30 protein-coding genes are annotated in these 24,890 nt (G+C 72.6%); 16 read left to right on the top strand and 14 right to left on the bottom strand.

The features are described 5' to 3' along the window. Nucleotides 1-117: 117 nt before the first annotated feature. Nucleotides 118-474 carry a DUF6401 family natural product biosynthesis protein gene (locus Asi03nite_RS05380; protein WP_203677277.1) on the bottom strand — a complete coding sequence of 119 codons (357 nt, stop codon included), beginning with the start codon at nt 472-474 and terminating at the stop codon, nt 118-120. A 308-nt stretch (nt 475-782) separates the two neighbouring features. Between Asi03nite_RS05380 and Asi03nite_RS05375 the strand changes: the two genes are divergently transcribed. After that, nucleotides 783-1,172 carry a hypothetical protein gene (locus Asi03nite_RS05375; RefSeq protein WP_203677427.1) on the top strand — a complete coding sequence of 130 codons (390 nt, stop codon included), beginning with the start codon at nt 783-785 and terminating at the stop codon, nt 1,170-1,172. 147 nt (nt 1,173-1,319) lie between these two features. Here Asi03nite_RS05375 and Asi03nite_RS05370 read toward each other — a convergent pair whose 3' ends face one another. Continuing rightward, the gene (locus tag Asi03nite_RS05370; protein ID WP_203677276.1) at nt 1,320-1,529 is read right to left on the bottom strand and encodes a hypothetical protein; all 210 of its coding nucleotides are present in this window, start codon (nt 1,527-1,529) and stop codon (nt 1,320-1,322) included. A 190-nt stretch (nt 1,530-1,719) separates the two neighbouring features. Here Asi03nite_RS05370 and Asi03nite_RS05365 point away from each other — a divergent pair, with 190 nt between their 5' ends. Next, nucleotides 1,720-2,355: a hypothetical protein gene (locus Asi03nite_RS05365; protein ID WP_239102410.1), complete on the top strand. Its 636-nt coding sequence runs from the start codon at nt 1,720-1,722 to the stop codon at nt 2,353-2,355. Here Asi03nite_RS05365 and Asi03nite_RS05360 read toward each other — a convergent pair whose 3' ends face one another. The 3 genes from Asi03nite_RS05360 to Asi03nite_RS05350 form a co-directional block, all read right to left on the bottom strand. Continuing rightward, entirely contained in the window at nt 2,356-2,535 is a 180-nt protein-coding gene (locus Asi03nite_RS05360; protein ID WP_203677275.1) for a hypothetical protein, read from the bottom strand. It lies immediately after the preceding gene. A gap of 229 nt (nt 2,536-2,764) precedes the next feature. Next, nucleotides 2,765-3,229, bottom strand: a complete 465-nt coding sequence (locus tag Asi03nite_RS05355; RefSeq protein ID WP_203677274.1) for an SRPBCC family protein — start codon at nt 3,227-3,229, stop codon at nt 2,765-2,767. After that, entirely contained in the window at nt 3,226-3,624 is a 399-nt protein-coding gene (locus Asi03nite_RS05350) for a DUF2795 domain-containing protein (protein ID WP_203677273.1), read from the bottom strand. The genes Asi03nite_RS05355 and Asi03nite_RS05350 overlap by 4 nt, the downstream gene beginning before the upstream one ends. Nucleotides 3,625-3,675: 51 nt before the next feature. Here Asi03nite_RS05350 and Asi03nite_RS05345 point away from each other — a divergent pair, with 51 nt between their 5' ends. Next, the gene (locus Asi03nite_RS05345) at nt 3,676-5,265 is read left to right on the top strand and encodes a phytoene desaturase family protein (RefSeq protein ID WP_203677272.1); all 1,590 of its coding nucleotides are present in this window, start codon (nt 3,676-3,678) and stop codon (nt 5,263-5,265) included. On the opposite strand, the gene Asi03nite_RS05340 is transcribed toward Asi03nite_RS05345, so the two are convergent. Beyond that, complete coding sequence (locus tag Asi03nite_RS05340) at nt 5,256-5,702, bottom strand: SRPBCC family protein (protein ID WP_203677271.1); 447 nt, start codon at nt 5,700-5,702, stop codon at nt 5,256-5,258. The genes Asi03nite_RS05345 and Asi03nite_RS05340 overlap by 10 nt on opposite strands. A 236-nt stretch (nt 5,703-5,938) precedes the next feature. Between Asi03nite_RS05340 and Asi03nite_RS05335 the strand changes: the two genes are divergently transcribed. Then, a complete protein-coding gene (locus Asi03nite_RS05335) occupies nt 5,939-7,120 on the top strand; it encodes a glycosyltransferase (RefSeq protein WP_203677270.1) in 1,182 nt (393 codons plus the stop codon). A gap of 148 nt (nt 7,121-7,268) precedes the next feature. Here the strand turns inward: Asi03nite_RS05335 and Asi03nite_RS05330 are convergent, their stop codons facing one another. After that, nucleotides 7,269-10,124, bottom strand: coding sequence for an NACHT domain-containing protein (locus tag Asi03nite_RS05330; protein ID WP_203677269.1), 2,856 nt, complete (start codon nt 10,122-10,124; stop codon nt 7,269-7,271). A gap of 93 nt (nt 10,125-10,217) precedes the next feature. On the opposite strand from Asi03nite_RS05330, the gene Asi03nite_RS05320 reads away from it, so the two are divergent. Further along, on the top strand, nt 10,218-10,820 hold the full coding sequence (locus Asi03nite_RS05320; protein WP_239102409.1) for a VOC family protein: 603 nt from the start codon (nt 10,218-10,220) through the stop codon (nt 10,818-10,820). Between the two features lie 69 nt (nt 10,821-10,889). Here Asi03nite_RS05320 and Asi03nite_RS05315 read toward each other — a convergent pair whose 3' ends face one another. Next, on the bottom strand, nt 10,890-11,393 hold the full coding sequence (locus Asi03nite_RS05315; RefSeq protein ID WP_203677268.1) for a hypothetical protein: 504 nt from the start codon (nt 11,391-11,393) through the stop codon (nt 10,890-10,892). 186 nt (nt 11,394-11,579) lie between these two features. Here Asi03nite_RS05315 and Asi03nite_RS05310 point away from each other — a divergent pair, with 186 nt between their 5' ends. Further along, nucleotides 11,580-12,257, top strand: a complete 678-nt coding sequence (locus tag Asi03nite_RS05310; RefSeq protein WP_239102403.1) for an MBL fold metallo-hydrolase — start codon at nt 11,580-11,582, stop codon at nt 12,255-12,257. 124 nt (nt 12,258-12,381) lie between these two features. On the opposite strand, the gene Asi03nite_RS05305 is transcribed toward Asi03nite_RS05310, so the two are convergent. Both Asi03nite_RS05305 and Asi03nite_RS38435 read right to left on the bottom strand, forming a co-directional pair. Then, the gene (locus Asi03nite_RS05305) at nt 12,382-14,019 is read right to left on the bottom strand and encodes a RecQ family ATP-dependent DNA helicase (protein ID WP_203677267.1); all 1,638 of its coding nucleotides are present in this window, start codon (nt 14,017-14,019) and stop codon (nt 12,382-12,384) included. An 18-nt stretch (nt 14,020-14,037) separates the two neighbouring features. Continuing rightward, a complete protein-coding gene (locus Asi03nite_RS38435; protein ID WP_275409326.1) occupies nt 14,038-14,166 on the bottom strand; it encodes a hypothetical protein in 129 nt (42 codons plus the stop codon). 138 nt (nt 14,167-14,304) lie between these two features. Between Asi03nite_RS38435 and Asi03nite_RS05300 the strand changes: the two genes are divergently transcribed. Further along, on the top strand, nt 14,305-15,837 hold the full coding sequence (locus tag Asi03nite_RS05300) for a glycoside hydrolase family 3 protein (protein ID WP_373872090.1): 1,533 nt from the start codon (nt 14,305-14,307) through the stop codon (nt 15,835-15,837). Nucleotides 15,838-16,351: 514 nt separating this feature from the next. Here Asi03nite_RS05300 and Asi03nite_RS05295 read toward each other — a convergent pair. Further along, entirely contained in the window at nt 16,352-16,639 is a 288-nt protein-coding gene (locus Asi03nite_RS05295; protein WP_203677265.1) for a GNAT family N-acetyltransferase, read from the bottom strand. Nucleotides 16,640-16,728: 89 nt separating this feature from the next. Between Asi03nite_RS05295 and Asi03nite_RS05290 the strand changes: the two genes are divergently transcribed. The 7 genes from Asi03nite_RS05290 (at nt 16,729) to Asi03nite_RS05260 (ending at nt 21,207) form a co-directional block, all read left to right on the top strand. Continuing rightward, complete coding sequence (locus tag Asi03nite_RS05290) at nt 16,729-17,019, top strand: hypothetical protein (RefSeq protein WP_239102402.1); 291 nt, start codon at nt 16,729-16,731, stop codon at nt 17,017-17,019. Between the two features lie 44 nt (nt 17,020-17,063). Continuing rightward, the gene (locus tag Asi03nite_RS05285) at nt 17,064-17,888 is read left to right on the top strand and encodes a DUF1206 domain-containing protein (protein ID WP_203677263.1); all 825 of its coding nucleotides are present in this window, start codon (nt 17,064-17,066) and stop codon (nt 17,886-17,888) included. 258 nt (nt 17,889-18,146) lie between these two features. After that, nucleotides 18,147-19,337 (top strand): mechanosensitive ion channel family protein, encoded by a 1,191-nt coding sequence (locus Asi03nite_RS05280; protein ID WP_239102401.1) that lies wholly within the window; start codon nt 18,147-18,149, stop codon nt 19,335-19,337. Between the two features lie 66 nt (nt 19,338-19,403). Beyond that, a complete protein-coding gene (locus Asi03nite_RS05275; protein WP_203677262.1) occupies nt 19,404-19,835 on the top strand; it encodes a phage holin family protein in 432 nt (143 codons plus the stop codon). Between the two features lie 73 nt (nt 19,836-19,908). Then, complete coding sequence (locus tag Asi03nite_RS05270) at nt 19,909-20,385, top strand: DUF3618 domain-containing protein (RefSeq protein ID WP_203677261.1); 477 nt, start codon at nt 19,909-19,911, stop codon at nt 20,383-20,385. Then, complete coding sequence (locus Asi03nite_RS05265) at nt 20,385-20,657, top strand: DUF4235 domain-containing protein (protein ID WP_203677260.1); 273 nt, start codon at nt 20,385-20,387, stop codon at nt 20,655-20,657. Before Asi03nite_RS05270 ends, Asi03nite_RS05265 begins: the two co-directional genes overlap by 1 nt. A 346-nt stretch (nt 20,658-21,003) precedes the next feature. Then, nucleotides 21,004-21,207 carry a cold-shock protein gene (locus Asi03nite_RS05260; RefSeq protein ID WP_011905669.1) on the top strand — a complete coding sequence of 68 codons (204 nt, stop codon included), beginning with the start codon at nt 21,004-21,006 and terminating at the stop codon, nt 21,205-21,207. A 466-nt stretch (nt 21,208-21,673) separates the two neighbouring features. Here Asi03nite_RS05260 and Asi03nite_RS05255 read toward each other — a convergent pair whose 3' ends face one another. Both Asi03nite_RS05255 and Asi03nite_RS05250 read right to left on the bottom strand, forming a co-directional pair. Beyond that, complete coding sequence (locus Asi03nite_RS05255) at nt 21,674-21,922, bottom strand: hypothetical protein (RefSeq protein WP_203677259.1); 249 nt, start codon at nt 21,920-21,922, stop codon at nt 21,674-21,676. Further along, nucleotides 21,916-22,893, bottom strand: coding sequence for an aldo/keto reductase (locus tag Asi03nite_RS05250; protein WP_203677258.1), 978 nt, complete (start codon nt 22,891-22,893; stop codon nt 21,916-21,918). The genes Asi03nite_RS05255 and Asi03nite_RS05250 overlap by 7 nt, the downstream gene beginning before the upstream one ends. Before the next feature lie 68 nt (nt 22,894-22,961). Here Asi03nite_RS05250 and Asi03nite_RS05245 point away from each other — a divergent pair, with 68 nt between their 5' ends. Next, nucleotides 22,962-23,705 carry a trans-aconitate 2-methyltransferase gene (locus Asi03nite_RS05245; RefSeq protein WP_203677257.1) on the top strand — a complete coding sequence of 248 codons (744 nt, stop codon included), beginning with the start codon at nt 22,962-22,964 and terminating at the stop codon, nt 23,703-23,705. 21 nt (nt 23,706-23,726) lie between these two features. After that, complete coding sequence (locus Asi03nite_RS05240) at nt 23,727-24,749, top strand: adenosine deaminase (protein ID WP_203677256.1); 1,023 nt, start codon at nt 23,727-23,729, stop codon at nt 24,747-24,749. Here Asi03nite_RS05240 and Asi03nite_RS05235 read toward each other — a convergent pair. Continuing rightward, nucleotides 24,740-24,886: a hypothetical protein gene (locus tag Asi03nite_RS05235; RefSeq protein ID WP_203677255.1), complete on the bottom strand. Its 147-nt coding sequence runs from the start codon at nt 24,884-24,886 to the stop codon at nt 24,740-24,742. The two genes, Asi03nite_RS05240 and Asi03nite_RS05235, sit on opposite strands and share 10 nt — an antisense overlap. Between the last annotated feature and the right edge of the window lie 4 nt (nt 24,887-24,890).

Genomic DNA, 24,890 nt, shown 5'->3' with positions numbered 1-24,890 from the left:
CGTGAGCAGGGCCGGCGCCGCGGGTGCGGGGCCGGCCCTGGAGGTGACTGGGCGCTCAGGATGTCGCGGAGGTTGGTGCTGACCAGCGGTCCGGCGGGGACGGGCGGGCCCGCCCGGTCAGTGCGAGGTGGGGAGCGTGCGCGCCAGCATGCAGACGGCGAGCAGGCGGCGCAGGACCCAGTCGTTCTCCGACCAGTCGATCTCGGCGTCCGGAGCGACCCAGCCGTGCTGGAAGGCGGCGTCGCGGACACCCTCGGCGTAGGCGGCGAGCAGGATCGCGGTCAGCGGGCGGGTGTCGGCGTTGAGGCTGTCGCGGACGCCGGCGGCGTGCTGGTCGATGACCGACATGAGGCCGGGGTTCGACTGGGCGGCGGCGAGACCGCTGACGCCGACGGTGGCGGTGAGGTCGGCCAGCGAGGCGTGGGCGGAGCGGAGGGCGGCGCGGGCGGCGGCGTTGCTGAACAGGCCATTCATGAGAAGAAAGGTAGAGACGGCCGGGTAGCCAACGGTTCTCCCCACCGGTGCAGCTCGGTTGAAGCTGCCGGGCCGCGTGGCCGGAACGACGTTGTTCGGGAGGAGGTGAAGCGGGTACGAGAGCGGCAGCCGAAGAAGGAGAGGGAGCCATGGCGGGGGCGGAGAACGACGGGTCGCGGCAGGCGGAGCGGTTGCCGGACGGCGCCGGGAGCGGCCGGGCACGGCAGGAGAACGACGGGCCGGAGCGGGCGGACGGGCCAGCGGGTCAGGCGGACGGGCCGGATGCGGCGCATCGGCGGCCGGACGGGCTGGACGACGTCACGGTGGAGGCGCTCGGGAAGCTGAGCGAGGCACTGGAGACGGTGGAACGGGTGCGCGGGCATCTGTACTCGCTGCACCAGCTCACCGGGACCGCCGACTTCATGCTGGACGAGGCCGTGTCACTGTTCCGCAAGGGTGGGCACACCGCGATCGCGGAACGGATCGAGCGGGAGCTGATCGGGCGCAACGTCATCCCGGGGCGTTGGACCTTCCAGATCGTCGAGGAGTACGACGACGGGTACTACAGCGAGTTCCGGCAGGTGGAGCGGGACGCCCGGGACGAGCTCGCGGGTGGGCGGCGCCACCTCTACGAGGCGGAACTCAAGGAGCGGCGGCGCACCCACGGCCGGCGCGGGCACGAGTCACTGCCCGGCTGAGCGTCGGGCAGGCACTGGACGCCGGGCAGGTAACGGCGCGGCCACCTCCGCGGGACGGGGTGGCCGGGACGAGAGGACCGCGCCGGGGGCCCTGCCTCAACCGGGACGAGAGGACCGCGCCGGGCGGCCCTGATCGTTCGTCGGGAATTACTCCGGGTAGTTGGCGGGCTCGGGGCGGCGACGCTGGGCGTCGTCGGCGACGATGACCGTCGCGACTACGAGAGCGACGACGACGGCGAAGAACCACGACGCGTCATCGATGAGCTTCGCGGCCAGAGGCGCCTGGAAAGCGGCCAGGAAGAAGCCGACCCACGCGAGGCGGCGCTGACGTTCAGACAGGAATCCGGCAGATCGCACCCGAAAAGTCTGGCTCGGCAAGCCGAGAACGCCGTCACCCGTTCGGCCGATTCTCCGTTGTCCGATCGTGCACCCAACCTTGCGCCGGAGTCGCTCAACAGTCGCCGCAATCGGGGCGTTCGCGCTGGTGGGAGCGGTTGTGGCGGGCTACACCAGGGAATCGGCTCCGGAGACGGATCCGGTACCGCCGGTGACCGATCGGGTTCAGGCGGGTCCGCTGCCGAATCGGACCGGCGCGTGGCTCACGGTGCACGACGCGGCCAGCCGGATCCAGGTGCGGACGGCGACCCTGCCCGGCCTGCTCTACCGGGTCAGCTCGGCGCCGGACGCGGGGGTGGCGCCGGTGGTGACGCGGCGCGGTGGCCGGGTCGAGGTGCGCCTGCGGGCCACCGGGAGTGACGGCTTGGATGAGGTACGCATCGTGCTGAACCGGGACCTCCGGTGGGATCTCCGGCTGCCCGCCGGGGCGGGGGAGCAGCAGCTGGACCTGCGCGGCGGCCGGGTGGGCCGGATCGACCTGGGGGCCTGCGGGCTTGCCGAGGTGCGGCTGCCGGAGCCGGCCGGCACGGTGCCGGTGACGTTCACCGGCGGGGTGGGCGCCGTGGTGCTGGCCGCCGACACGTCCGCGCCGTTCCGGATCCGGCTGGACGGCGGCGCCGGGGCGGTGGTCACTCCGTGGACCACCAGCAACGGGACGCCGATGGGCGCGGTCCTCCAGGAGGACGGCTGGCACCGGGCCGCCGATCGGTACGAGGTCCGCGCGGCGGCCGGGACGGGCAGTGTGCTCCTGCGCCGGAACGTCCGGGCCCGGCCGCGAACGCGCTGATCACTGCGGTCCGCTGGGCCCCACGGTGCTGGGCCGCACATTGTCGCCCGGCTGGTTGCCGGTGTCGTTGTCGTTCGGCTCGTCCTGCCCGTCGGTGTCCCACGTGGCCATGGCCTGCTTCAGGTCCTTCAACGGGAGCTTCTCCTCGTCGCGCCAGGCGCCTTCCGGTCGATCAGTCATGACTTTCGCGTACCCGGGCGGTGGCCCCCGAAACGGCTGGAACGTGATCGGCGGCGGAAGGCGGCGCGGGAGGCGGCCGGAACGTGATCGGCGGCGGAAGGCGGCGCGGGAGACGGCCGGAACGTGATCGGCCGCGAAAGGGCGGGAGCGAAGCGGACCGGGACGCCGGCGCGCGGGGAGAAAGAAACGGCCGCCCCGGAGGGGCGGCCGTCGCGGGAGCAGGGGGAGATCACGCACCGGGGCGGTGCACCTGGCCCCGCCAGCCGCCGGTGGTGATGCCGCCGCGGCTCTCGATGAACTCCTTGAAGCGGTGCAGATCGCCCTTGATCCGGCGGTCCACCAGGCCGAGCTTGTCGCCCGCGGTCTCCACGAAGCCCTGCGGGTCGAAGTCGAGCTGGACCGTCACCCGGGTGTGCGTGTCGTCCAAGCGGTGGAACGTGACCACACCGGCCTGCTTCTCGCCCTGCGTGGCGGTCCAGGCGACCCGTTCGTCGGGCAGCTGTTCGGTGATCTTCGCGTCGAACTCGCGCTCCACTCCGGCGATCTTGGTCTTCCAGTGCATGTGCGTGTCGTCCAGCTGCTGGATCTCCTCGACGCCCTCCATGAAGCGCGGGAACTCCTCGAACTGCGTCCACTGGTCGTAGCAGGTGCGGACCGGGACGTTGACGTCAACGAACTCGGTGACCGTGCTCACGCGGTTCCTCCTTCACTCGCATGCCATGCCTCGGCGACGTTCTGGAACGTCCTGCCCTCCGGCAGCGACGCGATGCGCCGCAACACGTCGTCCGGGGCGTTCATCGTCCGCGCCGAGGCCTCCAGCGCGGCACGGTCGCCCGGGAAGGCGGATCTGCTCAGGAAGCTCCCGAACCGGCTGAGAGCCTCGCCGTGGGCGCTTCCCACACCGTCCGGGATGCCCCGGCCGAAATCGCCGTTGGGCGCGACGGTGACCTCCGGCTGGTCTTCGCCGGCCGGCTCGGGCGTGTGCCATTCCTCGGCCCGTCCGCCTGCGGTGCCCTGGATGCTGCCTCGCACCTCTTGGGCCATCTGCTCGTCGAGCACCGTGCCGTGCTTGCTGTTTCCCCGTTCCATGAATGAGGGGTGCCCTCGCGGTTGGGGGCTAAACGTGGCTAACGTGCGAATGTGGACACGGTTGATGCGGTGATCATCGGAGCGGGGCACAACGGGTTGGTGGCGGCGAACATCCTGGCCGACGCCGGCTGGACGGTTCGGGTGCTGGAGGCCACCGGCGAACCGGGCGGCGCGGTGCGATCCGGGGAGATCACCGCGCCCGGGTACCTGTCCGACCTGTTCAGCGCGTTCTATCCGCTCGGTTACGCCTCGCCCGTGATGCGCGAGCTGGCACTCGAACGGTACGGCCTGTCCTGGACGCACGCGCCGAGCGTTTTCAGCCATCTGCTGCCCGATGGGCGGGCCGCGACGGTGCATCGCGAGATCGAGCGGACGATGGCGTCGGTGGAGGCGTTCGCGGCCGGCGACGGCGAGCGGTGGCGCAACGCGTACCGGGACTGGTCGAAGGTCTCCGGCCGCATGCTGGAGGCGATCACGCGGCCGTTCCCCCCGGTCCGGTCCGGTCTCGGCCTGGTCCGGCGGCTGGGCACCGGCCAGACGCTGCGGCTGGCCCGCAGGCTCGTGCTCTCCGCGCGTGAGCTGGGCTCCGAGCTGTTCGCCGGGGAGGGCGCCCGGGCGCTGCTGGCTGGCTGCGCGCTGCACACCGACCTGTCGCCGGAGGAGGCCGGCGGCGGGGTCTACGGGTGGCTGCTGGCCATGCTGGGCCAGGAGGTCGGCTGGCCGGTACCGGTCGGCGGGGCCGGGCGGCTGACGTCCGCGCTGGTCGGACGGCTGACGGCGCGAGGTGGCGAGATCGTCTACTCGGCGCCGGTGAGCCGGGTCCTGGTGGCGCGCGGCCGGGCGATGGGCGTGCGGACCGCTGACGGGCGGGACTGGCGGGCCGGGCGCGCGGTGATCGCCGACGTGCCGGCGCCGTCGCTCTTCCTGAACCTGGTCGGGGAGCGCTGGCTGCCGCCGCGGATGGTGGAGGACCTGGCGCACTTCCGGTGGGACGGGGCGACAGTGAAGGTGGACTGGGCGCTGGACGGGCCGATCCCGTGGAAGAACCCGGAGGTCGCCGGCTCCGGCACGGTGCACCTGGGCGCGGATCTGAACGGGCTGACCCGGTACTCCGCCGAGCTCGCCACCGGGGAGGTGCCGGACCACCCGTTCCTGCTGCTCGGGCAGATGACCACGGCCGATCCGACCCGGTCACCGGAGGGCACGGAGAGCGCCTGGGCGTACACCCATCTGCCGCATCGCGAGAGCTGGCCGGCGGACGAGATCGCGGCGCACGTGGAGCGGATGGAGGGGGTGATCGAGGACCAGGCGCCCGGGTTCCGGAGCCGGATCGTGGGGCGCAACGTGTTCTCGCCCGAGGACCTGGAGGAGGAGAACCCGTCGCTGGTCGGCGGCGCCCTCGGCGGCGGCACGTCCGCCGCGTTCCAGCAGCTGTTCTTCCGGCCGGTCCCGGGGCTGGGGCGGGCGGACACGCCGGTCGACCGGCTGTTCCTGGGCAGCTCCTCGGCGCATCCCGGGGGCGGGGTGCACGGGGCGCCGGGGGCGAACGCGGCGCGCGCGGCGCTGGCCCGGGACCGGAAGCTGAGCGGAGCCGCCTACCGCGCGGCCGTCGCGGCCGCGCAGCGCTCGATCTACCGGTGATCGTGCTGCGCCTCGGCGATGTCGGCGAGCCGGCGCAACGCCTCGACGTTGCGCTGGTGCAGCAACAGGTCGTTGATCTTGTTGCGGACCCAGAGCAGCGGACCGGACTCGAAGTCCTCGTGCATGACGACCCGGGTGCCGCCGCCGGACGCCGGCTCCAGCAGGATGTCCACCACCGCCTCGCCGAGCGGCCACAGCCCGGCCCGGATCTTGAGCTCGCGGCCGGGCACGCACTCCAGCACGGTCGAGGAGTCGTGCAGCGAGAACGGCCACGGGCCGGCCTTGTGGTGCAGTTGCGAGCCGGGCCGGGGCCAGGAGTCCTCGACGTCGCGGATGTGCGAGGTGCCGACCACCCAGTCGCTGTAGCTCCAGCCGTCGGAGAGGACGGCGAAGACGCGGTCGGGCGGGGCCTGGACGGTGCGGGTCACGGTAGCCACGGATGGCTCTTACCCGGCGCCGCGGCGGCTTAACGACGGACCTCCCCGGGCGCCTTCCCGGCCCGGCTGAGTCGTTGGTCCGAGATCGAGCCGGCCGCGGGCACGCCACCGGGCGAACACGGCCACCGTTGCCGCGGCAAGCCGGCGCGTGGCCGGCGACGATGTTTACGCTGGGAGCAGCCGGGCAACGAAGCACGCCGTTATCACAGTCGTATCTGTCGCCCCGAGGAGAGCCCGTGCGGATTGCGATGATCTCCGAGTACGCCAGCCCGCTCGGCGTGGGCGACCAACACGCTCACGTCGCCGACCTGTCCAGGGCGCTCGCCGATCTCGGGCACGAGGTGCGGGTGTACACCCGGCGCACCGGCCAGGAGCCGGCCGAACTGGTAGCGGACGGCGTGCACGTCGTCCAGGTGCCGGCCGGCCCCGCCCAGCCGCTGCCCACCGACGAGCTCCTCCCGCACATGGGCGAGTTCGCCCGGCTGCTCGGCGAGCACTGGCAGCGCGACGGCTGGTCGCCGGACGTCGCCCACGCCCACTTCTGGACCAGCGGCCTGGCCGCCGTCACCGCCGCCCGGCAGCTCGACATCCCGGTCGTGCAGTCGTTCCACGAGCTCGGCGCGATCGAGCCGGGCGTGGCCGGCCCGTCCCGCACCGGCTACGAGCGGGCCCTCGGCCGGGCCGTCGACCGGGTGGTCGCGCAGACCCAGGACGAGGTCCGCGGCCTGGTCCGGATCGGCGTGCCGCGGGCGCAGCTCACCGTCGTCCCGGCCGGCGTGGACAGCGAGCGTTTCACCCCGGAGGGCCCGATCGCCCCGCGTGACCCGGAGCGCACCCGCATCCTCGCGGTCGGCAAGCTGGTCGAGCACAAGCGGTACGGCGACGTCATCCAGGCCATGCGTTACGTCCCCGGCGCCGAGATGGTGGTCGTCGGCGGCCCGTCGCCGGACCAGCTGCCCGCCGACCCGGGCGCCAGGTCGCTGCGCGCGCTCGCCGAGCGGTTCCAGGTGGCCGACCGGCTCCGGCTGGTCGGCGCGGTGCCGCACCGCGAGATGCCGAGCTGGTACCGCTCCGCCGACCTGCTGGTCGCCGGGCCCTGGGAGGAGCAGTCGGCGCTGGAGGCGATGGCCTGCGGCGTGCCGATCATCGGGGCCGCGGAGGGCGGGCTGAGCGAAACGGTGGTCGACGGCCTGACCGGCGACCTGGTCGCGGCCCGTGACCCGCGGGCGCTCGGCGGCGCGCTGCGCCGCCTGGTCAACGACAAGGTGCGGCGGTTCACCTACGCGACGGCCGCCCTGGACCGGGCCCGGCAGGCGTACTCCTGGAAGCGGGTCGCCGCGCAGATCGGCTCGGTCTACTCCGCGGTGACCGGTGTGCGCCGGCCCGCCGCCGAGGCCGAACCGGAAGTGGTCGCCTGATGCAGGAGTTCGCTCGCCGGTCGACGCGGCCGCGTCGAGGTGGTCGGCACCGGCAACCCGCGGCACGCGGTCGGCTCGGTGCTCGCCGTCCACCGGATCGTCGCCAACGACCCGCGCCCGAGGCCTGCTGGGCCGGGAGTGAGGCTGCTCAGGCCGCGGGGCGGCGGTCGGCGAGCAGCCGGGCGATCTCGTCCAGAGTGGTCTCGCTGGCCTTGACGCGGTAGGGGCCGTCGCCCGCCTCCAGCACGCGCAGGTGCTCCACGGCGTCCGGCTCGGCGCTGAACCGGCCCCGGCGTAGGCCGCGGACCAGCACGGACAGGCCGTGGTCGGTCTCGATCGCGGTGAGCAGGGCGCGCATGTCGGCCAGCCGCAGCGGGCCGGCGCCGGCCCGCGCGGTGACCCGGCGCTGGTCCCGGTGGTTCGACCACCAGCGGAACACCGACCATCCCGCGGCGATCAGCAGGCCGAGGGCCAGCAGCACCCGGGACAACGACTCGGTCACCGGATTGACGTAGGCGCTCCAGAACGCCAGGACCGGCCGGCCGCCGGTGGCCAGGACCAGAACGGCCAGGACGCCCAGCGCGGGGGCGATCAGGTGGCGCCGCGGGATCCGCCGCACGGCCGTGGACCGGTGCGCCAGCCAGACCACCGGCGCCGCCCACAGCCACCGCAGCGGGATCGGGCGCGGGCTCGCCGCGGCGTCCAGGTAGGCGTGGAAACACAGCGCCAGATGGACGGCGACCGGCCCGGCCGCGGGCAGGACAGCGAGCATGACCGCGAACAGCAGAAAGGTCCGGACCAGCGTGCCGATCACCGTGAACGCCCGGAACGCGCCGGGCGGGACCGATCCGACCACCCGGGCCCAGCGGGCGGACCGGGAGCCCAGCGCCGGGGCGCCGGCCACCACGCAGCAGAGCAGGAAGCCGAGCAGGATGAAGGTCTCGACCAGGGTGGCGACCACGACCAGCGGGCCGGTGAGGCCGGCCCGGCGCAGGCCGAGCGCCGCATACGTGGCCACGACCAGCGCGTCGGCCGCCGGGGTGAGCAGCAGCACGCCGTAGAGCTGCAGGAAGGGCCGGGGCTCGGGCAGGCGCCGGAGACCGGCCGCCACGGTGGCCCGCTCCCGCCACAGCCGGCCGGTGGCGGCCTGCCCGATCAGGATCGCGCGCACCTGCCGCTCGAGCGCCGGAGTCATCGAGCGCAGCCGGCCCACCTGGGCGAACGCGGTCTCCCGCAGCATCAGGCTGGGACCGGCGGCGGCGCGGTCGAGCAGCTCGTCGCGCTCCGGGTCGGGGGCGAGCGCGGCGTTCTCGATCGCCCACATCCGGTCGGTGCGGGAGCCCTTCTCGTACGCCCGGCGCAGCAACCGCCCGACCAGCGCGCGCACCGGCGCGCCGATCCGCGTCACCGAAGCGGCGCCGAGCCCCGCGGTCAGCACGGAGAGCAGGTGCAGCACCCCGGACGGCCAGGTGAAACGCTTCGCCCGGGAGCGCGCCGGGATCGCCGCACGCAGGCGGCGCCCGGCCTCCTCGATCAGCTCGGTGGTGGCCGCCGCGTCGTGGGTCTGCAGCAGCGTCACCGCGGTCTCCCGCCAGCGACCGTCGGTGAGCAGGCGCTCCGCGGACACCAGCGAGGTGTCGCGGAGCACCAGCGCGGTCGCGAAGAACTCCTGGAACCGGCGGTGCACGAAGCTGAACCGGTCCTCGCCGCCGGCCAGCCGCACCAGCGCCAGCGCGTCCAGGCCGGCCCGCGGCGCCGGTCGCGGGCCGAAACGCCGGGCGACAGCGGCCGCCAGCTCGTCGTGGCCGGGGGAGAGGCCGAGCCCTGGCTCGGCGGCCATGCAGAACGCGGCCTGCTCGGCGGCCGACCGCACCGCCGCGCCGTCCAGCCCGAACCGCTGCCGGACCCGGCCGGCGTCGCGGCGCAGCCGGTCCGCCACGAAGTCCTCGAAGACCTCGTGCGAGGCCCGGGGCAGCGTGCCGTTGCGGGCCACGTAGCCGGTGAGCAGGCCGAGCAGCATCGGGTTGTCGGAGAACGGCCCCAGCGCGCCCTCGTTCGCGGTGATCCCGCCGAGCAGCAGGCTCTCCTGCGCCGCGGTGAGCCGGGCGCGCCGGATCAGCTCCCGCTTCTGCCGGGTGGTCAGCCGCAGCACGGTGAACCGGGGCCAGCCGAACCGGCGCGGGCCGCGGAACTCGCGGGACGCCACGATGCCGCGGCTGGCGTTCATCGTGTGCAGGAACTCGTGGATGGCATCGGCGTACTCCTCGACCACCGGCTCCACCTCGGTGGCGGTCAGGATCTCCGGGATCTCGTCGAACGAGTCGAACAGGAACAGCCAGGTCCCCCGGCGCATCCCCTCGTCCAGTTCCTCGGCGAGCAACGCGCCGGACCGGCTCACCGAGGCGATCACGAAGTCCCTGATGCTCAGCTCGCCGCCGGACCGGCGCAGCTCCTTCAGGTTCAGGTAGAGCGGGACGACCCGGCCGGGAAACAAGCGCCGGGCGGCCCGCCGGCCCAGGCGCAGAGCCAGGTGGCGCAGGGCGACGCTCTTCCCGGCGCCGGGCTCGCCCTCCAGCAGGACCAGCCGGTCCCGGCTCTGCCGCATGGCCCGGGTCAGCGACCGTACCCGGCGCGGGCCGCGCGGGCGCCGCAGCCGGCGCCTGTCGTCCTGCACCTCCAGCTCGGCCTGCAGCTCGGCGAAGCGGACGTCCCGCCAGTTCTCCTTCTCGCCGATCCGGACCAGGGCACTGACCACCGAGTCGGCGAACAGCCGCCGGCGCCGTACCCGGGCGGCCTGCTCCGGGCGTACGTCGGTGAGCAGCCAGGTGACGACGATCAGCACCCCGAGGGCGGCCCAGAGCCCGCGCGGCCACCACGGCGACCAGGAGTCCGGCGGATCGATCTCGTTCGTGATCAGGTTGCCCAGCAGGCCCAGGCCGACACCGGTGACCACGGTGGCCAGGGTTCTCCCCGACGGCGTCCATCCGGAGGGGCGGTTCTCCATCCAGCCCTCCGATCAGCCCGGCGGGCGCCGGGCGGGACCGGCCCCGCTGACCACCGCCCGCGACACGTCCCGATACTGCCATGCCATCGACAGATGTCAGGGGGCGTGCTGTGCGGGCGACTGTCGACGAGTACGCGCCGGCTCGCCGGCCTGGCCGCCGAGCACGGGTACGCCGACCAGTCCCACCTGGTCCGCGACGTCCAGGCGTTCGCCGGATGTGCCCCGTCCCGGTGGTTGGCGGAGGAGTTCGGTCTGGTCCGAGCGGCCGCGGCTGCCACCGGTCAGGATGAGATCATGACTGATCAGAGGACACCACCGCCCCCGCAGGTCTGGCCGACGCTGCGGGCACACGACGCCCGGGCGCTGATCCGCTTCCTGGTGGCGGCGTTCGGCTTCGTCGAGACCGTGACGTACGGCGAGGGGGACCGGGTGGACCACGCCCAGCTGGACTGGCCGCCGGGCGGCGGGATCATGCTCGGATCGACCCGGGACGACTCGTTCGCGTTGCGTCCGGGGACCTTCGGGGCGTACGTGGTGACCGATGAGCCGGACGAGCTGTTCGCGCGGGCGCGGGCGGCCGGGGCCGAGGTGGTGCGGGAGCCGTTCGACACCGACTACGGCTCGCGGGACTTCGCCGTTCGCGATCCCGAGGGGAATCTGTGGGCCTTCGGCACCTACCGGGGCGCGCCGGGCTGATCCTTCCCGGTCGCGCCGCCGCGGGCGTGGACCTTCGTGGCCCGGGGCCGGGGCCCCGGGCCGGCCGGGTCAGGCGGCCAGTGCGCTGGCCAGGTGGTCCCGGAAGGTGCGCTCGTCCTCGGTGACGGTCTCGCCGCCGAGCCCGAGCAGGCCGCCGGTGGACGCCGCGCCGACCACCGCGTCGGTGATCTCCAGCAGCCAGTGGCGGTAGGTCTCGGCGTCGGCCACCGAGGCCTTCGCGGAGAGCAGGGCGGCGGCCTCGGCCGCCCGGCCCAGGACATCCTTGGCGTACGCGCCGGGGTCGGCCGGCTCGATCACCGGCGGCTCCTCGCCGAGCTCCGGGTCCCCGGCCTCGGCCACGGCGGCCGTGGCGACCGCGGTGACCAGGGTGCTCGCCGAGGCCCGGGCGTCGGAGATGCGGCTCAGGCCGGCCGCGCTCTCGGCCCGGGTCTTGCGGGCACTGTCGGGGGTGGCGGCGCTCGCCGCCGTGAGCACCGCGTGCGGCAGGCCGACCAGCAGCCCCCACTCGGCGTCGGTGAAGCCCAGCTGGGCGTAGAGCGGTTCGTCCGTCACTCGGGTTCCTTTCGCTTCCGTCGGTGGCCGACAGCGCATTCTTTCGCACCACCGTGCCGGTACCGTCTCACCACCCCTCTACCCGATCATGTCGTGGCTCACCCGACATGCTCCGTTAACCCCGTGTTGCGAACTCGGGTCCGCCTGATGGACCGGCCGGCGGTGGCTCCTGAGAGACTGTGCGGCGTGCGGGAAGTGGTCGACGGGGTCTTCGAGCTCCGCCTGGGATTCGGCAACGTCAACGTGAACGTGCACGCGGTCCGGACCGACGACGGCGTGGTGCTGGTGGACACCGGCCTGCCCGGGCAGACGGCGGTGATCGAGCGGGCGCTGCGGGGCATCGGGCGGCACCTGGGCGAGGTGACCGCGATCCTGCTCACCCACCACCACCCCGACCACGCGGGCAGCGCGGCGCAGGTGCGCGAGCGCACCGGGGCCCGGCTGATCGCGCACGCCGCGGAGGCGCCGTTCGTGAACGGCGCCTTCCCGGCCGAGGAGCCCGCCGGCCGGCTGAAGAAGTTCCTTTTCCGGCGGATCGGCCGGGTCGAGCCCACCAGAGTCGACCAGTTGGCCGGGGACGGGGCCGAGCCGATCCCGGGATTCACCGCGCTGCACACGCCCGGGCACACCCGGGGACACCTGTGCTTCCTGCTCGACCGCGCCGGGGGCGTCCTGTTCGCGGGCGACGCCGCGGCCAGCTCCGGTGGTCGGGTGACCGGGCTCACCGTGGTGGCCGATCCGGAGCGGGCCGTGCAGAGCCTGGCCCGGCTGGCCGAGCGCGATTTCGAGCACGCCGTCTTCGGCCACGGGCCGGCGATCTCCGGCGGCGCCGCCGCCCGCTTCCGCGAGGCGGTGGCCCCCTGAGGCCCCGCCACGGGCGTACGCCGCGCGGTTAAGCTTTCGCGCTCAGCCACGGGCGTACGCCGCGCGGTCTTGCTTTCGTGCCCTGCCATGGATACCGGCTGTCCCGGGCGCGCCGGGCCGCTCCCTAAGCCGCGGTGAGCAGATTCTGCTGCACCACGACCGGCACCGAGAGGGTCTTGTAGCCGACCGTGTCGAAGAGGACCGTCATCTTCTCCTCCTCGTACCCCATCACCATCCCGGTGCCCCACTCCCCGTGGCGGACCTGGCTGTGCACCGGGAACGGCCCCTCCTCCTCCACCGCGTTGACCGCGTCGGCGCTGCCGTCCGCGCAGTTGTCGCAATGGCCGCAGGTCCCCCGGATCTCCTCGCCGAAGTACGCCAGCAGCGTCTCGGTCCGGCACTGCCGGCTCTCCGCGAACGCGCGCATCATGTCGGTCCGCGACTTGATCACGGTTTGCTGCCGTTCGTACTCCGCGGCCGCGGCCTCGGCGGCCTCGGCCGGGAGCGGCGCGCCGGCCGGCACGGTCAGCTTGCTGCGCTTCCCGGTACGGACGGCGCCCGCCTGCTCCAGCAGCGCCAGGTACTGCCCGACGCGGCGCGGGCCCAGCCCGGTCTCCTTCTGCAGCGCGGTCTTCGTCGTCGGTCCCTTGTGCAGGACCCCGGCCAGTTCCCGAAGCTCCTCGACGTCGGGCCCGCCGCCGTTGAAGAAACGCTGGATCGCCTCGTCCTCGGCGCGCCAGAGCAGCAGCACCCGCCCCGGCTCGCCGTCGCGCCCGGCCCGGCCGATCTCCTGGAAGTAGCTGTCCGGCGAGTCGGGCAGCGCCATGTGCGCCACCCAGCGGATGTTCGGCTTGTCGATGCCCATGCCGAACGCCGACGTGGCGACCATGATGTCGATCTTGTCGTCGGTGAAGTCCTCGTGCCGCTGCTCGCGCAGGCCGGCCGCCATCCCGCCGTGGTAGAACTCCGCCGGGTACCCGGCCTCGGTGAGACGGGCGGCCAGTTCCTCGGCGGCGCGGCGGGTCGGGACGTACACGATGCCGGGTCGTTGTCCCTCGTCCAGCATCGCGGTCAGCCGCCGCCACCGGTACGCCTCGTCGGGGCAGTGCGTGACCTCGACGAACAGGTTCCGCCGGTCCAGGCCGGACACGTGGATCTCCGGATTGCGCAGGCGCAGCCGGTTGATGATGTCCTCGCGCACCGGCGGCGACGCGGTAGCGGTCAGCGCCAGCACCGGTGGGCTGCCCAGCTCCTTGATCATCTCGCCGAGCGCCAGGAAGTCCGGCCGGAAGTCCGGCCCCCACGCCGAGATGCAGTGCGCCTCGTCGATCGCCACCAGGCCGGGCTTGAGGGCCTTGACCTCGGCCAGCCGCTCCGGGTTGGCCAGCTGCTCGGGGGTGATGAAGAGGAACTCGGCGCGGCCGGCGCGAAGCTCCTCGATGGCCTCCTGCTGCTCGCGTGGCGTCTCCGCGGAACTGACCCGGACCGCGCGGATCTTCGGGTCGTTCCGCTCGTTGAGCGCGGAGATCTGGTCCTGCTGGAGGGCGAGCAGCGGGGAGACGACCACCGTCGGGCCGGGCAGCAGCACCGCCGGGATCTGATAGATGGCCGACTTGCCGGCTCCGGTGGGGAGCACGACCAGGGCGTCCTTGCGGCGCAGGACGGCGCGCATCGGCTTGAACTGGCCGGGGCGCAGGGACGGCCAACCGAAGTGGGTGCGGGCCACTTTGCGCAGGCGGGGGCCGTAGATGGGGAGTTTCATCGGGCCGCCTGTGTACCCCTATTTGCCGCGGAACATGCGGCGGATGGCCCAGAGCAGGAAAAGCACGGCCAGAGCGACGCCGAGCAGACGGACGGCATGCACCTGGGACCAGTCGACGGTGGCTTCCGCGAGGGGGGTGAGCGGCACCACGCCACTCTATCGGGTATCGGCCACAGCTAATAGAAAGGTTTGTTGACTGATGACGGTGAGTGGTGTGACCATAGGTCCCCGAACGGGGGAGAACGCTCACATAGGCGTTCGTCTATTCATTCGGAGGTACGGGGGATCATGTCCAAGCACGGCGAATTGCCGGAACTTGCCGCCGCGGTCCTCCAGCCGGGCTTCGTCGGCACCTCCGCCCCGGACTGGGTCCGCCGATGGCTCGGCCAGGGCCTCGGCGGGGTCGCCCTGTTCGCCCGCAACGTCGAGTCGCCGGCCCAGGTCTCCGCGCTGACCGCCCAGCTGCGCGCCGAGCGCCCGGACGTCATCGTGGCCATCGACGAGGAAGCCGGCGACGTCACCCGCTTCGAATCGCGGCTGGGCAGCTCCCGCCCGGGCAACCTGGCGCTCGGCTCGATCGACGACCCGCTGCTCACCGAGGCGGTCGCCCGGGACCTGGGCTGCGAACTCGCCGCGGCGGGCATCACCCTCGACTACGCCCCGGACGCGGACGTCAACAACAACCCCGACAACCCGGTCATCGGCGTACGCGCGTTCGGCGCCGAGCCCGGACTGGTGGCGCGGCACACGGCCGCATTCGTGCGGGGTCTGCAGACGTACGGCGTGGCCGGCTGCGCCAAGCACTTCCCCGGACACGGCGACACCAGCGTCGACTCGCACCACGACGTGCCGCTGATCGACCGCACCGCCGAGGAGCTGGCCGCCTGCGAGCTCGTCCCGTTCCGCGCCGCGATCGCCGCCGGCGCCCAGGTCGTGATGACCGGTCATCTGCTCGTCCCGGCATACGACCCGGACCTGCCGGCCACCCTCAGCCCGCGGATCCTCACCGGGCTGCTGCGCGAGGAACTCGGCTTCGGCGGCCTGATCGTCACCGACGGCATCGAGATGCAGGGCGTGCGCCGCCGCTTCGGCCTGGCGGGCGCCACGGTCCGCGCGCTGGCCGCCGGGGTGGACGCGATCTGTGTCGGCGGCGACCACGCCGACGAGGAGACCGCCATCCGGCTGCGCGACGCGATCGTCGCGGCGGTGCTCTCCGGCGAACTGCCCGAGGCGCGGCTGCGTGACGCCGTGGCGCGGGTGCGCGCGCTCGGCGCGTGGACCACCCGCACCCAGCGGGAGGCCGGAGTGGTCCGCGGACCGCAACCCCTCTCCGGGATCGGCTTCGACGCCGCCCGCCGCGCGGTCCGGGTGACCCGCGCCGAAGGCGCCCCGGAACTGCCCGTCACCGGCGTCCCGCACGTCGTGGAATTCGCCCCGCCGCGGAACATCGCGATCGGCGAGGAAACCCCGTGGGGCATCGGCGCGCCCCTGGCCGAACTGCTGCCCGGCACCACCTCGGTCCGCCTGGGCGCGGACGACCTGGAGAGCCTGAGCGACCCGGCGAGCGTGGTGCTGGCCGGCGCGGCCGGCCGCCCGCTCGTCCTGGTGGTCCGTGACGTGCACCGGCACCGCTGGATCGCGGACACGCTGGCCGGTGTCCTGGCCGCGCGCCCGGACGCGATAGTGGTGGAGATGGGCATTCCGGTCACCGTCCTCGGGGGCATCCATGTGGCGACATTCGGCGCGACCCGGGCCTGCGGTCTCGCCGCCGCCGAGCTGATCGCCGGCGCGAACGTCCCGGAGCCGGTCGCCGCCTGATCCTCCCAGCCCCGCGGAGATCAACGGGAGTTATCCACAGTGGCGGGTTGTCCACAGGCGCCCCGGCCAAGATCACCCATCCGAGTCATGGTGGTCAGGGGTCAGCCCCCTGGGTGGGCGGGGTGTGAAGACTTGCGGTGCGGCCCGATCGGGTGAATTCGCGGTTTGGGCTGCTTTTCCGGGGCTGTCGCTCGCGGTGTGGGGTGGGGCGGTCGGTCTTGGTGGTGGGTGGCTGGGGTGGGTTGCGCTTTGCGCCGCCGGTCTTGGTGGTGGATGGCTGGGATTGGTTGCCGGGCGGCGTGGTCGGCCGGTTCCTGCCGATTCGCCGGTTGCGGTGGTGGGCTCCCGGCCGGAACTCCTGGTCGTGTCCGGGAGTTGAAGCAACCATGACTGCCAGCCCGGCTCGTTCGGCTGGGTTCGTGGCCGTTACGCGCAGGTGGAGGGGACCGTGCGCGGCTGGGCTCGGGATGGTGGTGGTTCCCGGGTGGGGGCTGTCCCGGATGCCGGGGCCCGCTCAGTGGGCCACCAGGTCCGCGTACTCCGGATGGTCGCCGATGTAGCGGGCGAAGAACGGACAAGCTGGCACAATCCGCTGGCCCCGATCGCGGAGCCGGTCCAGCGTCTTGTGGGCGAGCTCACCGGCCAGCCCCTGGCCCCGCAGATCCGGGTGCGTTTCGGTGTGCAGGACGACGACCACGTCCTCGCCGCGCATCCGGTAACTGGCCAGCGCCCCCACCTCGCCGTCCACCGCGAGCTCGAAACGGTGTGCCGCGACGTTGTCGTGCACCAGGTGGTCAGTCACGAAAGGCCTCCTCGCGGGACCGGATCCACGGCTTGGGGTGGCTCCGGCCACGTACCGTGAAAAGGGTGTCGATCTTAAAGAATTTTGCCGTGTCCGCGGCTCTCGGAGCGGCTCTGCTCGTCGGCGGCTGTGGCGGCGACGGCGTCGACTGTGGTGTCGATCAGTGCACGGTGACCATCCAGCGGGAGACCAGCGCCAGCGCCGAGGTGCTCGGCGTGGAGGCCGAGTTCGTCAGCGCCGACGACGACACGGTGACCCTGCGGGTGGCCGGCCAGCAGATCACGCTCACCAAGGGCCAGCAGGCGGTGGAGGTGGCCGGGTTGCAGGTGTCCCTGGAGAGTGTGACGCCGAGCGCGATCCAGGTGCAGGTCTCCCGATAGCACCCGGAGTTTGACGGACGGCGCGCTCGGTCACATTGGGGGGCATGTCCTCCACTGCCTCGAACGTCAAATACCACGCGTCGCGCGCGGCCGACAGCAAGCCTCTGGAGTATCTGGCCCGGGGCGGGTTCGTCGGCTACGGCATCATCCACCTGCTGTTCGCCTGGATCGCGTTGCAGGTGGCCTTCGGCGGCTCCGGCCAGGAGAGCGACCAGTCGGGCGCCCTGCAGGAGTTGGCCCGCCACTCCTACGGCAAGACACTGCTCGTGATCATCGCGATCGGCCTGGCCGCCATGGCGATCTGGCAGGCTTTCGAGGCGGTCGTCGGGGAGAGCGGTGAGCAGAACCGCACAGCGGTCGCCGAGCGGGTGCTCTCCGGCGTGCGGGCGGTGCTCTACGTCTACCTGGGCTGGATGGCGGTCAAGGTGGTCCAGGGCGCCAACGCCTCGATGGGCGACAGCTACGAGAGCAAGTCGTCCGGGCTGATGCAGTCCACCGGCGGGCGCTGGCTCGTCGGGCTGGCCGGCCTGGCGGTGCTCGGCGTCGGCATCGGGATTTTCGTCTACGGCCTGCGCAGGAAGTTCACCAAGCACCTGAACACCCAGCAGATGCCGGCGTCCACCCGGCAGCCGATCGTCCGGCTCGGCATGGCCGGTTACCTGGCCAAGGGCACCGCGTACGCGATCGCCGGCGTCCTGTTCGTCACGGCCGCGGTCACCTACGACCCGGACAAGGCCCGTGGCCTGGACGCGGCGTTGAAGACCCTGGCCGGGCACCCGTGGGGGGTCTGGCTGCTGGTGCTGATCGCCGCCGGCATCGCGGCGTTCGGGGCCTACTGCTTCGCCCAGGCCAAATATCGCAAGATCTGAGATTCACAAGCCGATCGGCGGTACGCCGGGAGCGGGGCCACCGGCGTGGCCGCCTCTCCGGATCTGAGAGGCACAATCCGATTCGCGGTACGCCCGAGGCGGGGCCGCGGGCACGACCGGGATCTCAAGATCTGACTGACATCCCGGCGCGGCACGGTGTGAGCTGTGTCCGACATCCGCCGTTCGGGTGTGTGCCGGCCACCGGAGAGGGCAAATTGGAGCGCTGGCACAGCACTCGATCATGGAGAGGAAAGCCTCGTGTCCAGCGTTCTGACAGCCGTTCTCGGTGTCGCGGGGGCTGCCGTCGCGGCCATCGTGGTCGTCGAGGCGTCGCACTGGGCGATGATCCGGATCGGCCGCCGGTCCGCGCTCGCCGCCGATCTGGCCCGCAACATGCACCGCCCGTTCCTGGTGACCCTGACCCTGATCGCGATCCAGCAGGCGGTCCGGGTCTGGGGTGGCGACTTCCCCGGCCGGACCGGTGTGGTGCACGCGCTGGTGATCGGCTGCATCGCCGCGTTCGGCTGGCTGGTGGCCGCGCTGCTGCTGGTCCTGGAGGACATGACCCTCGCCCGGTGGCGCACCGACGTGCCGGACAACCTGCGCCGCCGGCGGATCAAGACCCAGGTGGTGATGCTGCGCCGGGTCACCGTCGCGTCGATCGTGATCCTGACCGTCGGCGTGGTGCTGATGACCTTCCCGGGGATCCGCGCGCTGGGCGCCAGCGTGCTGGCCTCGGCCGGTCTGGTCTCGGTGATCGCGGCTCTGGCGGCGCAGAGCACTCTGGGGAACGTCTTCGCCGGCATCCAGCTGGCGTTCAGCGACGCGATCCGGGTCGACGACGTGGTGGTCGTCGAGGGCGAGTGGGGCCGGATCGAGGAGATCACCCTGACCTACATCGCGGTGCAGATCTGGGACGACCGGCGACTGATCCTGCCCACCTCGTACTTCACCACCAAGCCGTTCCAGAACTGGACCCGCAGCACGTCCGCGGTGCTCGGCACCGCGGAGATCGACGTGGACTGGTCGACGCCGATCGAGCCGCTGCGGGCCGAGCTGCGGCGTGTCTGCGAGAACTCCGAGCTGTGGGACGAGCGGGTCTGCGTGCTGCAGGTGACCGAGGCGACCGGCGGGACGATCCGGTTGCGCGCGCTGGTCAGCGCGGCCGACGCGGGGGCGCTCTGGGATCTGCGCTGCCTGGTCCGCGAGCGCCTGGTGGGCTGGATGTGGGAGAACCAGCGCGGCGCCCTGCCGCGGATGCGCACCCAGCTCGACGAACTCGACGACGGGGTGGCGCCGGTGCGTCAGGCTCGGAGGGTGGACGCGCCGGCGGATGCCCGGGTGTTCAGCGGCGGCGACGACGGCGAGGCCCGGGGCGCGGCGTTCGGCGGCGCGGACGGCCACGCGCCGGGGACTGACGACACGGTCGCGGCCACGACCGGGCGGTGACCCGTTCCGGAAGGATTGAGTCATCGGTGATCAGGGCATACACCGGACATAGCGAAAGGGGGAACGATGGCCGATGTGCTCAACGGCAGGGCTCGACCGTTGACCGAGCAGTCCACCGGGGAACTGGTGCAGCGTGCCAGTGAGCAGCTCAGCAAGCTGGTCCGGGACGAGCTCACCCTGGCCAAGGCGGAGCTCGCCGAGAAGGGCAAGCACGCCGGGATCGGCGTCGGCCTGTTCGGCGGCGCGGGCGTGTTCGCCATGTACGGTGTCGGCGCCTTGATCGCGACAGCGGTCATCGCCCTGGACCTGGTCTGGCCGCTCTGGCTGGCCGCGCTCGTGATCACCGTGGCGATCTTCGCGGTGGCCGGTGTGCTGGCGCTGATCGGCCGCGCGCAGCTGCGCCGGGCCGTCCCGCCGGAGCCGAAGGCCGCGATCGAGGGCCTGAAGGCCGATGTCGACGAGGTCAAGCAGGCGGTCAAGGAGCGGGGCCGGGCATGAGCGAGCTTGCGGGTGGATCAGTCGGCTCGGTCGTGGACTCGTGGCGACGCCGGAGCGAAGCGGAGGTGGCGGCATGAGCGAGAGCAACGGTACGGCCGGGAAACCGGACAACGGCACGGCCGGGAAACCGGATCTGGTGGCCCTGCGCGCCGAGATCAAGCAGACCCGGGCGGACCTGGGTGAGACGGTGCAGGCCCTGGCCGCGAAGGCGGACGTCAAGGCCCGCGCCCGCGAGCAGGTCTCGCAGACCAAGCAGCGGCTGCTCGATCAGGCGGTGTCGGCCACCGGCCGGCTGCGTGAGGTGGCCGGCCAGGCCTCCGCGACGGTCCGGGACGCCGCCGGTCAGGCGTCCGCCACGGTGAAGGACGCGGCGGGTCAGGCGTCGTCGACGGTGAAGGACGCGGCCGGCCAGACCGCCGCCGTGTCGGGCGACGTGGCGCACGACGCCGTGGACCGGGTGCGCAGCGGCCGGATCCCGCCGGCGCTGATCGTGGCCGGGCTGGCCGCGGTGGTCGGCGTGATCCTGATCCTGCGCGGGAGGCGGCGCTGATGGCGGGCAAGTTGGAGAAGGCCGCGCTGAAGCCGGTGAACATGGCGCTCGGATTGGCCGCCGGCGCGCTGGCCGGTGTTCTGTTCAAGCAGGTCTGGAAGCTGGCCTCGGGGGACGACGACGCGCCCGACGCCGGTGACGAGGACCGCGGCTGGGGTGAGGTGCTCGCCGCGGCGGCGCTGCAGGGGGCGATCTTCTCGGTGGTGCGGGCGGCCGTCCACCGTGGTGGTGCGATCGGCACGCGGCGGGTCACCGGTCACTGGCCCGACTAGATCAACTTCTGTATAGACAGGAGTCGTGACGGCTCCCCACTTCACAACCATGAAGTGGGGAGCCTTTTCCATATCTGCCATGCTTTATTGGATTCCTTCGAGGGGCAGCTTTGCGGCCCGTTTTTCGGGTACAGTGTGGCCAGTTTTTGCGTACGTGGTTCGCTGCTTCCGCCAGGCGGCGCGACACCGGCCCGATCCCGGGAGGGTCACCAGGTGTCTCGTAGCCGAACGGAGGGGACGTCCTCTGAAGGGCCGCCTCGCGGCGCCGCTGCTCGAAAACGGTCATCGGCCCCGCGCTCCGCTGCCGCGGTCGGGCGGGCCGGCATTTTCAGAAGGAGAGTTCAGCATGGCGCAAGGAACCGTGAAGTGGTTCAACGCAGACAAGGGCTTCGGCTTCATCACCGTCGACGGCGGGGGTGCTGACGTGTTCGTCCACTTCTCGGCCATCCAGACGAGCGGCTACCGCACTCTGGAGGAGAACCAGCGGGTCGAGTTCGAGATCGCCCAGGGCCAGAAGGGCCCGCAGGCGGAGCAGGTTCGCCCGCTCTGAGACCAAGCCGCCGGTCGCGAGGCCGGCTTGCCGGCCGCCTGGCGGAGGCCGGCCTGACTGGGCCCCGCACCCTCGCCGGAGGTTGCGGGGCCTCTTTTGTGCGGCCCATTGTTATGGGCAGCTCGATTAACGATTTAATGCCGGCCCGGTCGCGTGTGGCGCCGCCTTCCCAGGGGAAGTCACCCACGCGGCCGGGTCGTGTGCTTCATGGGGTTGTCCGGCGCATTGGTCCGATCTTTTTCGGCCTGTCCTCGCATTAGCGCGTCGCGTTCGGGCGCCCGGTCTCGCGCGTTGGCGCGTCGCGACGGCGCCCCGGAAGCGGGCGCCGTCTTCGCGGTGGCGCCCCGCGTGGACGCGGGCCTCGCGTCGGCGCCCCGGCCCGGGTGCCGGTCCTTGCCCTGGCTCCCGGGCCCAGGTGCCGGTCCTTGCCCTGGCTCCCGGGCCCGGGTGCCGGTCCCCGCGCTCGTCAGGCGACGGGGCGTGCGCTGTTGCGGCGGCGCATGCCGATGACCACCAGGACCAGCCCGGCCACGGCCACGACGGCGCCGACGGCGGCCCAGACCGGCTGGTCGCTCATCAGCTCGTCCTCGAACAGGTTGAGCCCCTGCAGCGTCCACACCGCACCCAGCACGAGTCCGAGCAGGCCGAGTGACATGGGCAGCCAGCCGTGCAAGCGGACCGGCCCGTCCGGGATACCGGTTTCTTTGTTCACCATTTGTCGTGCACCTGGGGGCGAATCAGCTCATCGTAGACCGCGGTGATCTTTTCCTGGGTCTCCGGCGTCAGCGGGGACAGATCAGCGGCATGCGCGTTCGCGCGCGCCTGCTCGGGATTGCGCGCACCCGGGATCACCACGGTGACGGCCGGCTGATCGATGATCCAGCGCAGCGCGAACTGTGCCATCGTCACGCCGTCCGGGACGAGCGGCCGCAGCCGGCGGACCGCCTCCAGCCCGGTGGAGAAGTCCACTCCGGAGAACGTCTCGCCGACGTCGAACGACTCGCCGTGCCGGTTGTAGTTGCGGTGGTCGTCGGCGGCGAACGTGGTGTGCTCGTCGTAGCGCCCGGAGAGCAGGCCGCTGGCCAGCGGGACCCGGGCGATGATGCCCACCCCGGCCTCGGCGGCCGCCGGCAGCACCCGCTCGAGCGGCTTGAGCCGGAACGCGTTGAGGATGATCTGGACGCTGGCGACCCCCGGGCGGGCGATCGCGGCAAGCGCCTCCTCCACCTTCTCGACGCTCACGCCGTACGCCGCGATCCGCTTCTCCTGGACCAGCGTGTCCAGCGCGTCGAAGACCTCGTCGCTGTGGAAGACCGGGGTCGGCGGGCAGTGCAGCTGGACCAGGTCCAGGGTGTCCACCCCGAGGTTGGCGCGGGAGCGGTCGGTCCAGGCCCGGAAGTTGTCGATGTGGTAGTTCGCCGGCTCCTGGGGGAGCCGGCGGCCCATCTTGGTGGCCACCGTGAGGCCGGGCTTGTCCTTCACGAACGAGCCGACGATCTGCTCGCTGCGACCGTCGCCGTAGACGTCGGCGGTGTCGATGAAGGTGACCCCGGCGTCGACCGCGGCCTGCAGGGTGGCGTGCGCGTCGGCCTCGCTGACGTCGCCCCAGTCGGCGCCGAGCTGCCAGGCGCCCAGGCCGATCACCGACGCGTCGCGGCCCATCCGGCGAAAGCTTCGTTTTTCCACGTGGAGACCCTACCGCCAAGCTGATACGTTGTTAGAAAAACGTACGTACGGTTTGAGGGGATCGGCAGATGTGGGATCCGACCGTGTACCGGCGCTTCGGCAACGAGCGGTCCCGGCCGTTCTTCGACCTGGTGGCGCGGATCGGCGCCACCGCCCCGCGGGCCGTGACCGACCTGGGCTGCGGAACCGGTGAGCTGACCCGCACGCTCGCCGAGCGCTGGCCGCGGGCGCGGGTGACCGGCGTCGACTCGTCGCCCGAGATGATCCGGCAGGCCGGCCCGGGGAGCGTGCGGTTCCGCGTCGGCGACATCGCCGACTGGGCACCCGGGCCGGACACCGACGTGGTGGTGACCAACGCGGCACTGCAGTGGGTGCCGGGACACCAGGAGATGCTCGGCCGGTGGGCCGCCGCGCTGCCGCCCGGCGCGTGGCTGGCGATGCAGGTGCCGGGGAACTTCGACGCGCCGTCGCACCGGCTGCTGCGCGCGGTGGCCGCCGAGTTCGGCGTCGGTCACGTGCTGCGCGAGTCGCCGGTGGAGGACCCGGCCGGCTACGCCGCGCTGCTCGCCGGCGCCGACGTGGACGCCTGGGAGACCACCTACCTGCACCTGCTGCCGGCGGACGGGCCGGAGCATCCGGTGCTGCGCTGGATGGAGGGGACCGCGCTGCGGCCGGTGCGGGCCGCGCTGGACCCGCCCCAGTGGACGGAGTTCCGGGCTGAGCTGGGCGGACGTCTCGCCGACGCGTATCCGGCCGGACACCGGCGCGTGGCGTTCCCGTTCCGCCGTATCTTCGTGGTGGCTTCCATCTAGGTTCCGACTCAGGGAGAGATCGTGAGCGACCTGACGGCGTTCATCGCCGGACTACCCAAGGCCGAGCTGCACGTGCACCACGTCGGCTCGGCGTCCCCGCGGATCGTGGCCGAGCTGGCCGCCCGGCACGAGGGCAGTTCGCCCGTGCCGGCCGACCCCGAGCTGCTCACGAAGTACTTCGAGTTCCGCGACTTCGCGCACTTCATCGAGATCTACCTGAGCGTGGTCGATCTGATCCGGGACGCCGAGGACGTGCGCCTGCTGACCTACGAGATCGGCCGCGAGCTGAGCCGCCAGCGGGTGCGGTACGCGGAGCTCACCGTCACGCCGTACTCCAGCGTGCGCCGCGGCATCCCGGCGCCGGCGTTCTGCGAGGCGATCGAGGACGCCCGCACCGGCGCCCGCCGGGACTTCGGGATCGACCTGGCCTGGTGCTTCGACATCCCGGGCGAGGCGGGTCTGGCGTCGGCCGAGGAAACGCTGCGGATCGCGCTGGACGAGCGGCCGGAGGGCCTGATCAGTTTCGGACTGGGCGGGCCGGAGATCGGGGTGCCGCGGCCGCAGTTCAAGCCGTACTTCGACCAGGCCCGCGCGGCCGGGCTGCACAGCGTCCCGCACGCCGGGGAGACCACCGGGCCGGAGACGATCTGGGACGCCATCCGGGAGCTGGGCGCCGAGCGGATCGGGCACGGCATCGCCGCCGCCCAGGACGAGCGGCTGATGGCCTACCTGGCCGAGCACCAGATCCCGCTGGAGGTGTGCCCGACCTCCAACCTGCGCACCCGCGCGGTCACCGACCTCGCCGAGCACCCGATCGGGAAGCTGGTCGCGGCCGGGGTACCGGTCAGCGTGAACTCCGACGACCCGCCGATGTTCGGCACGACGCTGGAGCAGGAGTACGCGGTCGCCGCACGGCTGCTCGGCCTGGACTCCGCCGGGGTCGCCGACCTGGCCCGCAACGCCGTCCGGCACAGCTTCCGGTCCGCGGACGGCAAGGCGCGCCTGCTCGCCGAGATCGACTCCTACGCGGCGGGTCAGGGATAGAGCGGGTCCTGCCAGCAGGCCAGCATCACCACCGTGCCGATGGTGAGGATGGTCAGCCAGCGGATCAGCCTGCGGCGGCCGAACCGGGCCGGCTCCTCCTCCGGCTCGGTCTTCCGCCTGCTCAGCACGTCACGCATCGCT

The organism is Actinoplanes siamensis (assembly GCF_016862395.1).
Taxonomy (GTDB): Bacteria; Actinomycetota; Actinomycetes; order Mycobacteriales; family Micromonosporaceae; genus Actinoplanes; species Actinoplanes siamensis.
The sequence above is the reverse complement of the archived record's forward strand: the minus strand, read 5'-3'. Positions and strand labels throughout refer to the sequence as shown.

Excerpts from the sequence above, each read along its gene's own strand:
- Asi03nite_RS05380 (WP_203677277.1), bottom strand. The coding sequence starts at position 474 with ATGAATGGCCTGTTCAGCAACGCCGCCGCCCGCGCCGCCCTCCGCTCC.
- Asi03nite_RS05360 (WP_203677275.1), bottom strand. The coding sequence starts at position 2,535 with ATGACTGATCGACCGGAAGGCGCCTGGCGCGACGAGGAGAAGCTCCCG.
- Asi03nite_RS05350 (WP_203677273.1), bottom strand. The coding sequence starts at position 3,624 with ATGGAACGGGGAAACAGCAAGCACGGCACGGTGCTCGACGAGCAGATG.
- Asi03nite_RS05330 (WP_203677269.1), bottom strand. The coding sequence starts at position 10,124 with ATGGAGAACCGCCCCTCCGGATGGACGCCGTCGGGGAGAACCCTGGCC.
- Asi03nite_RS05320 (WP_239102409.1), top strand. The coding sequence starts at position 10,218 with ATGTCAGGGGGCGTGCTGTGCGGGCGACTGTCGACGAGTACGCGCCGG.
- Asi03nite_RS05305 (WP_203677267.1), bottom strand. The coding sequence starts at position 14,019 with ATGAAACTCCCCATCTACGGCCCCCGCCTGCGCAAAGTGGCCCGCACC.
- Asi03nite_RS05285 (WP_203677263.1), top strand. The coding sequence starts at position 17,064 with ATGTCCTCCACTGCCTCGAACGTCAAATACCACGCGTCGCGCGCGGCC.
- Asi03nite_RS05275 (WP_203677262.1), top strand. The coding sequence starts at position 19,404 with ATGGCCGATGTGCTCAACGGCAGGGCTCGACCGTTGACCGAGCAGTCC.
- Asi03nite_RS05270 (WP_203677261.1), top strand. The coding sequence starts at position 19,909 with ATGAGCGAGAGCAACGGTACGGCCGGGAAACCGGACAACGGCACGGCC.
- Asi03nite_RS05265 (WP_203677260.1), top strand. The coding sequence starts at position 20,385 with ATGGCGGGCAAGTTGGAGAAGGCCGCGCTGAAGCCGGTGAACATGGCG.
- Asi03nite_RS05260 (WP_011905669.1), top strand. The coding sequence starts at position 21,004 with ATGGCGCAAGGAACCGTGAAGTGGTTCAACGCAGACAAGGGCTTCGGC.
- Asi03nite_RS05255 (WP_203677259.1), bottom strand. The coding sequence starts at position 21,922 with ATGGTGAACAAAGAAACCGGTATCCCGGACGGGCCGGTCCGCTTGCAC.
- Asi03nite_RS05245 (WP_203677257.1), top strand. The coding sequence starts at position 22,962 with ATGTGGGATCCGACCGTGTACCGGCGCTTCGGCAACGAGCGGTCCCGG.
- Asi03nite_RS05235 (WP_203677255.1), bottom strand. The coding sequence starts at position 24,886 with ATGCGTGACGTGCTGAGCAGGCGGAAGACCGAGCCGGAGGAGGAGCCG.